This window comes from Spirosoma litoris (assembly GCF_054776755.1).
In genome coordinates, this window is sequence record NZ_BAAHBI010000062.1 from 16,845 (window position 1) to 31,333 (window position 14,489).

The 14,489-nt window shown below is 45.6% G+C and carries 16 protein-coding genes; 10 read left to right on the forward strand and 6 right to left on the reverse strand.

What is annotated here, in order from left to right; genetic code table 11:
- Positions 1–60 precede the first annotated feature (60 nt).
- The 7 genes from ACYVGR_RS31450 to ACYVGR_RS31480 all read left to right on the forward strand — a co-directional run bounded on the left by ACYVGR_RS31450 (position 61) and on the right by ACYVGR_RS31480 (position 5,502).
- On the forward strand, positions 61–1,392 hold the full coding sequence (locus tag ACYVGR_RS31450; RefSeq protein WP_460963960.1) for a DUF2254 domain-containing protein: 1,332 nt from the start codon (positions 61–63) through the stop codon (positions 1,390–1,392).
- 157 nt (positions 1,393–1,549) lie between these two features.
- Positions 1,550–2,110, forward strand: a complete 561-nt coding sequence (locus tag ACYVGR_RS31455; RefSeq protein WP_460963962.1) for a hypothetical protein — start codon at positions 1,550–1,552, stop codon at positions 2,108–2,110.
- Positions 2,111–2,195: 85 nt separating this feature from the next.
- Positions 2,196–2,606, forward strand: coding sequence for an AI-2E family transporter (locus tag ACYVGR_RS31460; RefSeq protein WP_460963964.1), 411 nt, complete (start codon positions 2,196–2,198; stop codon positions 2,604–2,606).
- Between the two features lie 80 nt (positions 2,607–2,686).
- The gene (locus ACYVGR_RS31465; RefSeq protein ID WP_460963966.1) at positions 2,687–3,088 is read left to right on the forward strand and encodes a hypothetical protein; all 402 of its coding nucleotides are present in this window, start codon (positions 2,687–2,689) and stop codon (positions 3,086–3,088) included.
- Positions 3,089–3,198: 110 nt separating this feature from the next.
- On the forward strand, positions 3,199–3,669 hold the full coding sequence (locus tag ACYVGR_RS31470; protein ID WP_460963968.1) for a DUF305 domain-containing protein: 471 nt from the start codon (positions 3,199–3,201) through the stop codon (positions 3,667–3,669).
- 198 nt (positions 3,670–3,867) lie between these two features.
- On the forward strand, positions 3,868–4,737 hold the full coding sequence (locus tag ACYVGR_RS31475; RefSeq protein ID WP_460963969.1) for a UbiA prenyltransferase family protein: 870 nt from the start codon (positions 3,868–3,870) through the stop codon (positions 4,735–4,737).
- A gap of 378 nt (positions 4,738–5,115) precedes the next feature.
- Positions 5,116–5,502 carry a DUF983 domain-containing protein gene (locus ACYVGR_RS31480; RefSeq protein WP_460963971.1) on the forward strand — a complete coding sequence of 129 codons (387 nt, stop codon included), beginning with the start codon at positions 5,116–5,118 and terminating at the stop codon, positions 5,500–5,502.
- 106 nt (positions 5,503–5,608) lie between these two features.
- Here the strand turns inward: ACYVGR_RS31480 and ACYVGR_RS31485 are convergent, their stop codons facing one another.
- Positions 5,609–6,334 carry a DUF3891 family protein gene (locus ACYVGR_RS31485; protein WP_460963973.1) on the reverse strand — a complete coding sequence of 242 codons (726 nt, stop codon included), beginning with the start codon at positions 6,332–6,334 and terminating at the stop codon, positions 5,609–5,611.
- 643 nt (positions 6,335–6,977) lie between these two features.
- Between ACYVGR_RS31485 and ACYVGR_RS31490 the strand changes: the two genes are divergently transcribed.
- The 3 genes from ACYVGR_RS31490 to glf all read left to right on the forward strand — a co-directional run bounded on the left by ACYVGR_RS31490 (position 6,978) and on the right by glf (position 8,668).
- A complete protein-coding gene (locus ACYVGR_RS31490) occupies positions 6,978–7,232 on the forward strand; it encodes a hypothetical protein (protein WP_460963975.1) in 255 nt (84 codons plus the stop codon).
- An 82-nt stretch (positions 7,233–7,314) separates the two neighbouring features.
- Positions 7,315–7,446: a hypothetical protein gene (locus tag ACYVGR_RS31495; RefSeq protein ID WP_460963977.1), complete on the forward strand. Its 132-nt coding sequence runs from the start codon at positions 7,315–7,317 to the stop codon at positions 7,444–7,446.
- 100 nt (positions 7,447–7,546) lie between these two features.
- Positions 7,547–8,668, forward strand: a complete 1,122-nt coding sequence (gene glf, locus ACYVGR_RS31500; protein ID WP_460963979.1) for a UDP-galactopyranose mutase — start codon at positions 7,547–7,549, stop codon at positions 8,666–8,668.
- A 207-nt stretch (positions 8,669–8,875) separates the two neighbouring features.
- Here glf and ACYVGR_RS31505 read toward each other — a convergent pair whose 3' ends face one another.
- The 5 genes from ACYVGR_RS31505 to ACYVGR_RS31525 form a co-directional block, all read right to left on the reverse strand.
- Entirely contained in the window at positions 8,876–9,610 is a 735-nt protein-coding gene (locus tag ACYVGR_RS31505) for a DUF72 domain-containing protein (protein WP_460963981.1), read from the reverse strand.
- A 39-nt stretch (positions 9,611–9,649) separates the two neighbouring features.
- Entirely contained in the window at positions 9,650–10,900 is a 1,251-nt protein-coding gene (locus ACYVGR_RS31510) for a glycosyltransferase family 1 protein (protein ID WP_460963983.1), read from the reverse strand.
- A gap of 361 nt (positions 10,901–11,261) precedes the next feature.
- Positions 11,262–12,053, reverse strand: a complete 792-nt coding sequence (locus ACYVGR_RS31515) for a response regulator transcription factor (RefSeq protein WP_460963985.1) — start codon at positions 12,051–12,053, stop codon at positions 11,262–11,264.
- A 57-nt stretch (positions 12,054–12,110) separates the two neighbouring features.
- A complete protein-coding gene (locus ACYVGR_RS31520) occupies positions 12,111–12,524 on the reverse strand; it encodes a response regulator (RefSeq protein WP_460963987.1) in 414 nt (137 codons plus the stop codon).
- 82 nt (positions 12,525–12,606) lie between these two features.
- A complete protein-coding gene (locus ACYVGR_RS31525; RefSeq protein ID WP_460963989.1) occupies positions 12,607–13,896 on the reverse strand; it encodes a sensor histidine kinase in 1,290 nt (429 codons plus the stop codon).
- Positions 13,897–14,489 lie beyond the last annotated feature (593 nt).

A 14,489-nucleotide genomic window follows, 5' to 3' on the forward strand; every position in this document is an offset into this window, starting at 1 on the left:
TAAAGGCCCCATTGTTCGATAACGATTGCCCATGTCGACCTAGTTGTATTGAACACTTTTATGCCTACCCGCCTTCGCCAATACTGGCAGCAATTACAGGAATCCCTCTGGTTTGTACCGGGCCTGATGGTATTGGCTTCCTTCGGACTGGCTTACGGCTTGGTGGCGTTTGATACGCACACCAGTTGGCACGGCGAAAAAAAATTCCCGCTCCTATTCGCGTCCGGTGCCGACGGGGCCAGAGGGATGCTGTCGGCCATTTCAGGTTCTATGCTGACGGTAGCCGCATTAGCCTTCTCGCTAACACTATCTACGATTTCCCAGGTAAGCAGCCAGTATTCACCCAGGGTGCTACGCAACTTCATGCGCGACCGGGTCAATCAGGTCGTTATGGGCTATTTTGTTGGGGTGTTTTCGTACTGTCTGATAGTACTGGGCACTATTCGAGGAACCGACGAAGTGAAGTTTGTCCCGTCAACAGCAGTTCTGGCGGGTCTGTTGCTGGCTTTAGGGGGCGTAGCGGCCCTGATTTTCTTTATTCATCATATCGCCGAATCACTCCAGACCGGCACGATTGTCCAGCACATTTTCCACGAAACCAATAAAGCTATTGATGAATTGTTCCCCGATCAGTTTGGCGAACCGATTGATGATCCCCAAAAAGCCAAGGCCGCCCTTGCCTACGCTGACGAGCAAACGGGCTGGCGACCCGTTTTTGCAAAGCAGACGGGCTATCTCCAACAGATTAATACGGACGGTTTACTGAGCTGGGCAACCCGGCACCGGGTTGTGTTACGGATCGAGAAAGAGATGGGCGCGTTTATCGGTGAAGGTTCTTTACTCTTTAGTGTTCGGAGTGGTATGGAACGAGATGACCCCGACGAAGCCGACTGGCCAAATGACTTAATGGATTATGTCAGCATCGGACGACACCGCAATGTGCAGCAGGACGTCGCATTCGGTATTCAGCAGTTAGTTGACATTACCCTGAAAGCCCTGTCTCCTGGCATTAATGATACAACAACCGCTATTATGGCGATTGATTACCTCGGCGCGGTTGGCGAACGACTGGCCCGCCGTGAATTTCCGGCACGGTTGCGCTCGGATGGGAAGCACCTGCGTGTACTGGTAAGAAGTACGGATTTCGAGGATTACATCCGACTGGCGTTTGATCTGCCTCGCATTAATGCAAAAGGCAACCACGCTGTATTTCGGCGATTGCTTCGGGCACTGTCACTGGTTTACGTGGCAACTTGTTCCGGCGAACGCAAACCCATCCTGCGTCAGCAAGCAGAATTGCTAAAAACGTACGCCAATCAGACGCTGGCTACCGACTACGAGAAGAAAAATATACAAATCCTGTATAAGCAGTTATTGACGTTGTGGTCATAAACACCGGGATTTAGTCCACACTGGCTTCTAACCAAATTCTAAGGTTTCGTTAAGGCCGGCCTAAGCACTTCGCTGTTTATTGAAGTAATAGCCTTATCGTTTAGGCTATAAGGACCGCTACAGGCCCTACTGAATTTTCAATCAATCTTCTACGACAATGACAGTTGAACACCCTACAAAACAGCAAGCAACGACTTCCAGCCTAAATCCAAAGCACGTGCTATATGGCATCATTATACTGCTGGGACTTGGCATCTGTTATCTACTTTTCCGAAACTGGCAATTGACCAATCAATTTCGGCATGAGCGCAACCTATTGCACGTAACGGCAAAAAACAACCAGCTGCTTGTCAATCAACAACAGCTAACGTTTAGCATGAAAACCTTTGCCTGGGCTGTTCGAAACGCTATGATACAGAACAAACCGGGGGAAATCGATGAGTATTTCAACACACTGGTCAAAGATAAAGGCGTCCAGGAAATGCTGCTCATTGACATCAAAGGAAAGGTTATGCTCTCCACAAACAAGAAAAATCAGGGCATCCAATTCGCGACTCTCTTCCCGGCTTATCTGCTACAACAGCAGGATATTTATTTCAACAGCAAAACTCCCTATGAACTCTCGGCCCCCGTCATGTCTACCAATAAGCGACTCGGCACGCTGGTGATGTTCTACAAGCCCACTCCTGTTCTGCCGGATACATCAACCGACAACTAATTATCAGGTTATTCATGGCGTTTTGAGCCGTATCGACGGCGTTCTAAACGAACCAGCTCCCTGGGTTTATGTATCTGAATACCTTATGAAACAGACTCTTTCCTTTTCCCAGCGAGCCGCTTCGGCCACTTTCATCGGTTTGTCGATAACAGTCCTGTTTCTGCTGGTAGGTTATGCCGCAACGTTCTTCTTCCTGGTGTTTGGTGGAATCATTGTTGCGGTCGTAATTAATGGGCTAAGTGGGTATGTCAGTAACAAAGCACACTTCTCCTACGGGGTATCGATGGTGTTAGTCATGTTCTTGCTGGTCATGTTAGTTGGGGGCATTATCTGGGCTCTATCACCCACCGTCAGTCAACAAGCCGATGAACTGGCCCAATCGCTGCCTGCTTCGGTCGAACGACTTAAAAGCCATCTGTCCCAAACCGAATGGGGCAGAAAGTTACTGGGTGGCCTACCCGACAAACATCTGGATGGTCAGCAATCCTTGCTCTAAGCTATTTCTAAGGGAATATTAAGTCGGCCCTAAGCCGGAGTAATCACCTTTGTTTATCAAACAACGTAAACTCAACACGTATGAAAACGATCACTAATGCTGTTACCATGCTGTTTATGGTCATAGCTTTCAATGCCTGTACCCCTAAAATGACATTTGTTACATCGACAATTGTGCCGGCGGCAACCGGGGCAGTAAACGTAAAAAAAGACAAGAATAAGAATTACGTCATCAATATAAACGTGCAGAATTTGGCCGAGCCCAACAACCTTAACCCCTCTAAAAGTACCTATCTGGTCTGGATGGAATCAAGTGAGAATTTAACCAAAAAACTAGGCCAGTTAATGCCAACTGGCAAAACGTTAAAGGCCACCCTGACAACAACTACAATTAATAAACCAAGGACAGTATTCATTACGGCAGAAGATAGGGCAGATGTACAGTATCCAGTTGGTGAAGTCATTCTAACAACTAGAAGATAGTTAATTATATAGCTGCCAACTAGCTTACTTTTTAAGAAATTAGTCACAATCAACGACCATCCTGAGGGGGCTTACTTTAACCATTTAATTGACTCAACAAGGCAAACAACATGGAAAAGCACATGAGTATGGAACAGGGAAGTTACCGAAAGTTTGGGCTAATGCTTGGCGCATCCTACATTGTCATGCAAGCCGTTATGTATCTAAATGTGGATCAGTTCAGTCATGTCTATATTGGGTTGACCCGACTCTATATGATAGTGCTGATGACGGCCCCCATGGCACTCATCATGCTTGCGTTTATGGGTTCTATGTACAAAAACCGACGTATAAATGCTCTGATCATTGGGGCTAGTATTGCCGCTTTTAGCGGGGTGCTTATACTATTACGGACACAGACGTTTGTAAATGATGCACAATACATGAAAGCCATGATTCCCCATCACTCCTCGGCAATCATGGTTAGTCAGGCGGCCAACCTAAAAGATCCGGAGGTGCAAAAGCTGGCCAAGGGAATCATCGAATCACAGAAACGGGAAATTACTGAAATGAAAGCCATTTTAGCCAAAATGGAAAAGTGACCGGGTATGCATGTTTCTTACCTCGATAGTATATAGGGTTTCAGTACTATCCATTTAAAAAGACATCAACGTTAAGCTTATCATTGACGAGCAGGGCATTGAGCGGATAGGCCCAGAATTAAGAAATAAGTTGTACTAATTTCTTCTGTGTAGTGAGGGGGATAAAAACGAACAGACCACTTCCTGAGTTATTCGGATATGGTCAAGCGAACTGCACTAATTTCAGAGGGTATTCTACAGTTTATCCTGTTCAGCAACACCTATATTGCACTTTGCGCGGTTATCATGTGCCAGGCCACCGCCCGACTTTTTAAACTTAATTTGCCCATCTCGTTTCTGGCGTTTGTCTTTGCGGGTACGCTGGGTAGTTATTCACTGCACTGGTTTTTGACCGATTCATCCACTGGTGAGACCAATCGAAGTCAGTGGAATCAAACGCACAAGCAAACGCTGCTTGGTTTGTTTATTGGCACTGTTCTGGTTGGCCTTTGGCTACTGGTCTATTTACAATCGTACTTTCTTGACTTACTGCCCGTCGTCTTGCTGACTTTTTTGTATTCAGCCCCTAAAATCAACTGGCGATTGTTTCGTATCCTGCGCCGGATTGCCGTTTTTAAATCGATCTATCTTGCTTTAATTTGGACCTACGTCACAGCGGCCCTTCCATTAGTAATGGCAATCCCGGTTCAGCAACCAAGTTGGGTACTTATTGGAACCTGGCTTATAAACCGGTTTCTATTAATTTACAGCATTGCACTCTGGTTCGACTATCGCGATCGGGCTATAGATCGGCAGTCAAAGTGGCTTACGATTGCGTCGATGCTCACTGAAACTCAGATTCGTTGGTTCTTCTACGGGCTTACTTTATGCTTTGGATTGACTATTACTATTTTGTACAGACAGTGGCTAAACGTCTGGCCCGTAGTATGTTTAAGCGCACCTATGGCACTATTAGGGCTGACAATTCGATGGATTGCTACGAAGCCGTCAGATTATGGCTATTACCTGTACGTAGACGGATTGCTGATGCTGTCTGGTATCCTATTGGAGTTCGGGCCAACTAGCTAGTGCTTTGGCAAACTAGATTCTAGGGGATTCTATAGATTCTCGGGGCCGCCCGCGCGGTTGATTCTATTGTACTGATAATCAAAGACGATAGAATCCAAAGAATCGATAGAAACTAAATTGGACGAGTACTATTTTTACGAACGTGTATCGTCCGGAAAAATACTGACCTATTACCGATTGACAATGAACCACCAAGTGCTAACTTGGAATAAGGGAAAAAAGTGAACGTAGAGCCTTCCTCCAAGCTAGCAAATAATCTTCTTTACGACTTAGAATAAATAGAGTGAACAAAAACCCGCTTACTCAGTAGTGATAGCAGGCGATAGTTCAGCTAATTGTCGACCGAGCCAGGTAGTGAATTAAGTAAAGGGTACACATATGGGTAAAGGGACTAAGCTCTATAGCATCTTTCTGAATAAATGTCCCCGTTGCCAAACCGGCAACTTCTTTGCCGTCAATAACCCCTATAATCTTAAAAAATTTGATCAGATGAATGTCCAGTGCCCCTGTTGTGAGGAGCGCTTCGAGAAAGAGCCTGGCTATTATACAGGCGCACTCTATGTAAGTTACGCCTATTATGTGGCCCTGATTGTGAGTTGTTTTATCTTGTTTGAAGTACTACTCGATATGGATTTGACGTACTTCCTGCTCATTTTAATCGCATTGATTATTGGTTTAACGCCACCCGTTTTTCGTCTGGCTCGCCTAACCTGGATTATTTTTTTTGTCTCGTTCGATCCCCATACACCCACCCATTGTCCCTAACGGTCGCGTAGTATCCCGGTGGCCATGCGTCGACCTCCATGAAGCTGTCTTCGTACTTTCTAAAGGAGCTGATCTATTTTGGATCGAGCAAGACAAACAAGGCTACTTATCGTCTAAGCGTCCACCGATGAACAACAACAGGAGATTCCTGAATGGCGTTGTAAAGCTGGTGATCCGATTTGAAAACTAGTTGATCCAGTTTAACCGTTTCAACGTGCACCTCTAGGGTTGACAGTTCATAGGGCCAGGGCTCCAGGGCCAATGAATCATCCGTTCGTTGATATAAATAGTAGGCTACCCCATCAGGACCCTTGCTCACCTCTAACCGCCGTTCTTCAGGAGGGATTTGTTGCAGGCAAAATACTAAGGATAACGCATCACACCATTGCAGAAATTTATACGCATAATCAGCCTCTGCTTCAGTCGCTTTCGTTTCTTTTCGCCATTGTGCCTGATTTGTCCGCTGCTGGTCTAGAAAGGCATCTAATTTTTTATTAGTACCTCGCTTGGGCTCATACAGAAAGGATATATGCATGGATAACAGTAAGGCAGTCCAACGACTCTTTTGTAAACCTATCTGAAGTAGATTTTGACACTGCTTCAGCGAAAAATCAACCAGTTGAAAATGTAGGGGGGCACCGGCAGCGGTCAGGTGATTCCGTTTTTCCCAGGCAACCTGTCCATCATCATGCTCAGCGACAGCAAGGAGTGTTTCAGCCCAATGCGCTGGGCGTTTGTCCACCTTCCAGGCCAAAGCCAGTTGTAAGGCAAGTAAACCGTGAGCAGGCTGATGAATTAACTGCCAGCCTGATTCTGTTTGGGTAACTATCATATAAAATGAACCAGGGATGATTCCCTTGATTAGTCAGGTTGAAAAAAGTCATTAGCCACCACGCATCGTCATCCGTTTGATCGAACTACGCTGGGGTTGCCAGGTAATTATTCTAAGGGAAAATCACAGTAAAGACAACAGGCGGAGTATGAGAAAGACTTTTTGATTACCGACCTTGTAAGGAAATGGGCCTTAGAAAATCAATCAACAACGAGTCAGACCATTGCCTCGTTTCCACTTCGAGTTTCAACGTGGCGAATTAGCCGTACAGGGTTAAGGAGAGATATCAGTTAACAACCTAGTGCTCGTCCAAAATAGATTGTATTTGACTACAGTCAATTGTGACTGCGACGAATCTATAAGCCAACGTCCATACATTCTGGAAAATGCTGACTGTACATAAACTACATGGTTTTGGGGAGCAGGTTCCAGCCGTGAATCATTATAAATTGATTCAGTATCGGCGCCGTTACCTTACTTCTGATCAATCCGCTGCGCTATTAAGCAGACAACTAAGGTTAAAGGTACAGGTTACCAATGCAAACTTAAATCAATGCTTGCGCTGAAGGCATCCGTTTTTCAGTCTCGTACTGGTCTTTTATTAGCGCTTTTATCAATACATAGTTTAAACACAAATCAGTAAATGAATCCATTAAATAACCCCGAACACGAAGAAGGGCCTGTAACGAAGGCTATTGAAGAACAAACAGCGAAACTACCTTCAGATCTATTCCTGTGGGCGGCCCTGGGTTCCATGGGTATTTCCTTATACCTCAAGGCCACAGGACAAAGTAAGCGCAGTCTCTTTGTGGGACAGTGGGCAGCTCCTTTTTTGTTGCTTGGCCTCTATAATAAGATCGTTAAGCTGGAAGGACATGACAAAACTGACAAGAAGTAAGTTATGTATGCAGCGATTCGTTAGCTGTATACATAACTCATAAAGTTTAATCAGTTGATAAAAACTTCACCCTTATGACTCCATGATAGATACTACTGATGCAATAGACGACGAAGCTATTTTCCGTTCTATCGTCATGGAGTCACCTATTCCGATTGCTTTACTGGTTATATCTGCCTATCTAACAGGCCGAAGTATACTCGCTTACCAGTAAAAAAGGGCCGTTCCCTCACAGAACAGGCTTTCACTCGTACTGTAACCTATTGTAGCCCGTTAAACCTTATACGAAAATCTTTATTCAATAGTATTTACTTATGCATTACGATTATGCCATTGTTGGAGCTGGTTTCGCCGGAAGTGTTCTGGCCGAACGTTTAGCCAGTCAGTCAGGAAAAACAGTGTTGTTGATTGATAAACGGCCCCATATCGGTGGTAACGCTTATGATTGCCTCAATGAGGACGGCATTTTAATTCATCAGTACGGCCCGCATATTTTTCATACCAATTCACCCGATGTGTTCGCCTACCTATCCCAGTTTACCGAGTGGCGGCCCTATGAACACCGCGTGCTAGCTTCCGTAGATGGCCAACTGTTACCTATTCCGATTAATCTGGATACGGTCAATAAACTGTATGGCTATAACTTTACCTCTGAAGAACTAGCCGATTATTTCAAAAGTGTAGGTGAATCTGTCGATGAAATTCGGACGTCTGAAGACGTCGTTATCAGCCAGGTAGGCCGCGATCTATACGAAAAATTCTTTCGGGGATATACCCGTAAACAATGGGGCGTCGATCCATCGGAGCTGGATAAGATGGTCACCTCGCGTATTCCAACCCGCACCAATCAGGATGACCGCTATTTTACGGATGAGTTTCAGTACATGCCTCTCCACGGCTACACCAAAATGTTTGAAAAAATGGTGGATCATCCGAACATCCACCAGATGCTCAGCACCGATTTCAAAGAGGTAAAAGATCAATTGTCGTTTGATGAGTTGATTTACACCGGTCCAGTCGATGAGTACTTTGATTTTTGCTACGGTAAACTTCCGTATCGATCCTTGCGATTTGATCATCAGACGCTGGATGTACCCGATTACCAGCCCGTTTCGGTTGTCAACTACCCTAACGATCATGCCTATACGCGTATTACGGAATATAAGAAATTAACGGGCCAGGAGCACCCTAAAACCAGTTTAACATTCGAGTATCCACAGGACGAAGGTGACCCATACTATCCAGTCCCACGACCCGAAAATGCGGATCTGTATCGGCAGTATAAGCAGTTAGCGGATCAACAACCCGGTGTTCATTTTGTGGGACGACTAGGTACCTATCGATACTATAATATGGATCAGGTAGTGGCTCAGGCATTAACGCTTTACAAAAAATTTATTGGTGCCGACTCGCTCCAGGATGTGATTTTAGGCTAACTGTTGGTTCTTTCTACTAATTAACATATGGCCGATTTACGAATAGCATGATACCTGTTTTCTGTCATCCCGACGTCAGGAGGGATCTTCGGCACCTGGTTATTTACCGAAGATCCCTCCTGACGTCGGGATGACAAAAAACAATATTATAAACAACTGGCAATCAATTAATAAATCCAGATTTTATCCATAATTCACGTTAATTAGCTAAACGGAATAATTAGCCTCCTCCCATAGTTGCTTGAATAGTAAAGCGTCCTGCTTCATGTGAATATTATTAAAGAAAACGTAGCTGGGCTTATCGGCTGGCAGCAATTCGATTAACTCAGCTAATTCCGATGATTCATATTGATACCGCCAGCCCTGTCGGCCATGAAGTCGAAAGTAACAGTGATCGGGAGTTACGGTTGTGCTGGAAAATGGATCAACCACATGCCATAAATCAAGGTCCTCGCACAAATCATGTACGAGCTGTTTATCCCAAGTACCACGAGGTTCCCAGCCACAGTTCAGTTCTTTTCGCTCAATGCGAGAGAAGAAGTGAACCAAATTATGAATGTGCTCAGCCGTTTGGGTAAAACTGGCTGGACATTGAAATAAAACCGTTTTAGCCTCCAACGCCTGAGCACAGGCCAGCGTATATTGCCAGGCCTCATCAACGATAGCAGTCGGTTTGAAATATCCAGCCTCTGCCCGTTCAGTTTCCGACAGGTTTCGCTTTAACCGTTTGTAGGTTGGACTTTTGGCTGGGTGCGTAATAAGTTGCCAGGCTTTCAATGTGAACTCAAAGTCAGGCGGCACCTCAGCCCGCCACCGTTTCAAAGTAGCTAGATGAGGTGGTTGATAAAAGGATTGTTGAATCTCAACACAGGAAAATAGCTTTGCATAGGCGGCTTTAGAGCCGCCCAGACCACAGGTGCCTATGTGTACGTTGCTATTCATCGTGGCCTCTCTACAGGCAGCTTGAAAGTCTAAACTACTCTATTGATACAACTCTAAAGAAACTACCTGTTCGTTCAGGATTCGTTGCATATGCCGCCAGGTTTGATCCCAGGACTGTTTCCGTAAAAATAGATCCAACGCGACTTCGTCCTTGCCCAGTGGCTTTTGCAATACCAATTCGATACCCTGCTGGAAGGCTGATACAGAATCGGCAATAACGACCCGATCCCAATCGCCATAGGTGCGTACCACATCCCGAATGGGCGTTGACACGACGGGTAAACCAGCCGCTAAGTACTCCGGTGTTTTTGTTGGACTGATAAACCGAGTTGCTTCATTGATGGCAAATGGCATCATGGCTACCTGCCAGTTACTGAAATAAGCCGGAAGTTCTTTATAATCCTTCATACCCAGAAAATGCAGATTAGGGCCTTTGGGCAAGGTAGCGGGATCTATCTTAACAATTGGTCCCAAAAGAATAAACTGCCAGTCGGGCCGTTGCTGGGCCAGTTCGCTTAGTAGTTCCAGATTCAGCCGCTCATCAATGACCCCACTGTAGCCAATTCGGGGACCAGGAATCATGGCCTGATCAATGGGATCAGCTAAGCCGACGCTCGAGGGAGACGGCTGGGCCTTTGCGAAGTGGGCATAATCGATACAACTTGGAAACGCATATACCTTCGCGTGACGCTTTTGCTTGGCCTCATACAAGCTATAGCCACCGGTAAACACCACATCGGCCCGGTTCAGCAGCCGTTGTTCCTGATCAATTAGTTGCGGAGATGCCCCCAAAAAGGCAGACAGCTCATCCATGCAATCATACAAGACAGCTTTCGGCTGAAGATGATCCGTAAACGAAAGTGCCATTGGAGTATAATACCAGCTAAGGTAATTGGTTATTTGGTGTTGGGTAATTAACTCGTTGACTAACTGCCGTTGGAATTGAATCACGGTTTGTTCGTCAAGGTTCCGGGGTAGGTGGGGCACCACAACGTAGAGGTTCTCGGCCACCGACCGAATCTCTAGATGAAGGGTATCGTCCCAGATGGGTTCCTCTACATACCAGACTTTACACTGACGGGCGGCCCGACTCAATAAGTGTTGTGGTCGTTGATAAACGAAGTTCCAGCGCAGATGCGCAAAACAAAGAAGATGATCGAATTCAAGATGTGTAGACTCACTCCCCAAAGAGCCATTGTTTTTTAAATGCGTTGGTTGTTCCGTGCGTACAGGTTGTGTTTGGGTTGGTACGGAAGAGAGTTCGGAGACGTATTCAGAAATTTCGCTCATAGTCGAAAACGTTGAGTTTTGTTTACCTGGACCAGTAGCAGTCAGGTCAGATGGATTATAAGTATGTATAAACTCAACTAAGCCAGCCAGATTTCATCGTGCTTATCCATCGGACGAATGAGGGAACGGCCCCATCTATAAGACGAGTTAAAAATCCGTTAATTTCTCATTATTTAATACATATATATTTGATTATTAATAGCTTTCGTGAAGCCTATCAGCGCGGCTGTTCATCGTATATGGTCAAACCCCGCTTATCAACTGATTGGTTGGTCCAGTTTCAGTCACTCAGAAGTTATTGGTGGGAAACCGTTACATTGCCGAAAGTAGATTACTCCCTTTTTTAAACAGTGCTATGGGCCTAACTAGCTAACTGTACAATTGTCAGCCAATAAAGAAGCAGTTCTTTCAACACGCTGACAAACGCTGTTGGTTCATTGGGTACACTTACAACCGAATTGGCATCGAGCAGGTAGGCCTGCATCATATTATTTCCAGGCGCAGCTAACCAGATTACAGGAATGGCTCGCAGCTTAGGATGGCCTTTCAAAGTCTGCAAAGTCAGAATACTATCTGCCCGGTTGGTTCGGGCATCGATAAAAATCAACGTAGGCCACTCCTCAGAAGGAGTAAGCAGTAAAGAGGAAGCCAGCTCAGCTCCCGATGAAGTGGACTGTAGGTTACAGTCTAGCCCTAACTCATTGATACAGTGCTGGGTCAGCAGCAGCGTATCGCCCGACATAACAGCCTGAATTCGTGGGGAGTCAGCCCTATAATCGTTAACCTGAACTGATTCAGACTGCTTCGATAATACATCTGCTTTGGGCTCAACCAGAGTATGGTCAATCTGTAACAACTGTTCTACCTCATGCCAGCGTCGCCTGCTGACGGGCAGTTCAGTTCCATCCGAAAGCCGCACCGATCCTGCCATTTTGGGACGAGGTGGCGGTTGCATGCTAATAACACAATCGGGATTAATTAGCGCTATCTTGTGAATGCGAATAAAAGAAGGTAGACGTTCTTCAAAATAAACCAGCGGCTTGGCCAGTAAGCGTCGTTCTCCATTGCGAAACTGTAGCCAGGCATAGTTATTCGCTCCTGTGAAGTAGGCGAGTAAGGAGGGCTGTTCCAGGAGTTGATGAATAAGTAACACGGTTAATTTTGTTTCGAATCGGTAGCTGACTTAGTTCACTCGTAGTCAGTTGGCTGATTACGTAGCAATAGGTCCATTTGTATTAACCCAATAGGAACAGACCTGTTTGAAAAGCGTTTGCATAGACTCAATATATCTGGGTTTTGCCAGACAGGAATTTGCACCGGCTTCGTAGCAGGCCTGGACTTCCTGCGTTGACGCACCGCTAGTCACCATCACTACAGGAATCGTTTTCCAGTCCGGCCGTTGCTTAAGCCTCCTTAACGTTTGTTGACCGTCCAGGATTGGCATATGGAGATCAAGCAATATTAAAACAGGATGGTCTTCAGCTGTTTCTAGCTCATCCAGCATAATACGCCCGTTTGCAAATACCGAAAGTTTGTACTGAGACAGAAACTCAGCAAATACGTATTGGACCAGCGTTAGGTAGTCAGCCTCGTCGTCAACTATATAAATTAATGGCTTCTTCACTCCTGTGCGTTTTTCTAGTAATGATTCAGCGCGATTGCGTTTAAACGAACAAGTTGCTCGCCCCAAGGCTTTCTACATCTGCTTAATGCGTATAATGAAGCGGAAAACGGATTCGAAACAACGTTCCCCGTCCAGCAACACTTTCTATTTCAAGGCTTGCTTTTAACAGTTCACATAGCCGTTTAACGATCTGTAGACCAATACCTTCGCCTTGCGTAGCCTGTTGAGCGAGATCACTCAGTTCAGCACTGTCCGGAATCGTTGGAACATGTTCTGGTAAAACCGTTACCGGTTCTGCCGCATCGATGGCCAGCACACTGGTTGCTTCGATGGTTGGTCTGAGTTGATCACCAAAGATACCAGCTAAGCCAGACGGCAAACCAGGGCCTGAATCCTGAACGCTGACCAGCCACCGCGCTTCGTTTTCTAACGACCAGGATATAGATACAAAGCCCGTTGAGGTATATTTTAGGGCGTTCAGGAGTAAATTTTGCATAATCCGTTGCAGTTTGATCGGGTCCGTTTCAACGGATAGCGAAGCAGAACCATTGGCTTGTAGAACTAATCGACGCTCACGAGCCAGTGCCTGGCCACTTTCCACGATTTCGTGCAGTAACGGGGCCACATCAACGGGTTGAATCTGAAGCGTTTCTTCACCGGCTTCAATTCGGGATAAGTCCATTAATTCCGTTAGCATGACTTCTACACTGGCCAGGTTTCGACTCAGCATGGCTAAATACTGCTCTCGTTGCTCGTCACTTAGACCTTCCAGCTTCAACATATAAGCTGCTCCATTGATAATGCCCAACCCTCCTTGTAAATCATGAGCGGACGTTCGTAGTAAATTCACCCGCTCTTCGGACAACTCGGTCATCTTTGTCAGGGCCTGCTGGAGCGCGGTCGCCCGCTGAATAGCTTCCAGCCGTTGCAGTTCATCAAATTTAAAGACGCTCCCTTCTATGGTTTCCTGCATGATCTGGGCAATCTTTTGATATACATCGAACAGCAAAACAGCCTGCGTTTGCGGAAAAAGCCCCTGGAATACCCGAAGCTCACTGTACAGAATCTGGGATAAATGCGATAACTCCCGCATTGTGCTCATCAGATCAAAGGATTTCTGCCAGCGGTGCAGGCCATGTGCCTGAGCCGTGATGGCAGGATCAGCATCGGGTTCCTTTCCTAACAAACGGGCTTCAAGGATATCCAGGATTAGTGGAAGTAGATTATTGAATTCTTCCCGACTTAGCGATAGTCCTTGACTCAGACTTGGATCGGCCTGACAGGTGGTTCTCCAGTTGTTTAAAATCGTTTCTCGTTGTGCAAATAAATAGGCAACAATGGTCGATAAAGATGGAGGTGCGTCTGAGAACATAAATTCTATAGGGAGGTAGTAAATTTTGGTTCGGGGTAGTGTTCTTTAGGGTTGATCTTAGGCTATCTCACCGATCCGGTTTACCATGCTTTTGTTGCCCCAGAGAGCCAATTTAGACGGTAAATCAACTACTATTTTTGGAAGGCCTTGTTAGCTTGTATTCAAACTTTCGTTGAAGGCCATTAACAAACTAAACACAGCCGTATAGACTATACAGATCCCAAGAGTAGTTGCTTACAACAAACTCCCACAAGTGAGGCAACGGTCCCAATGGCTATGGTCAACGCAGCCATCCGTAATTCGACAAGATAAGGTAAAGAAAGACAACAACCGGTTTTTGGGGTGCCTTAGTACCATTGCCTTATTCCCATTGAAAGCAAAAGCACTATCTCAAAAGTTCTGAGTATATATAGCTGGTGTATTATTGGGTTCAGATTTCGCTAAACGACAAGATTTATAATCCCGGTCCTCAATCGATATGCCTACGTTCTTGACATAGTTAGCTAATACGAATAAAATCGAATCAATATTAGCTTACCCGTCTCAGAACATAATGGCCATGGGATGCCCTCTCTTCGCAGGCCTATTTATAT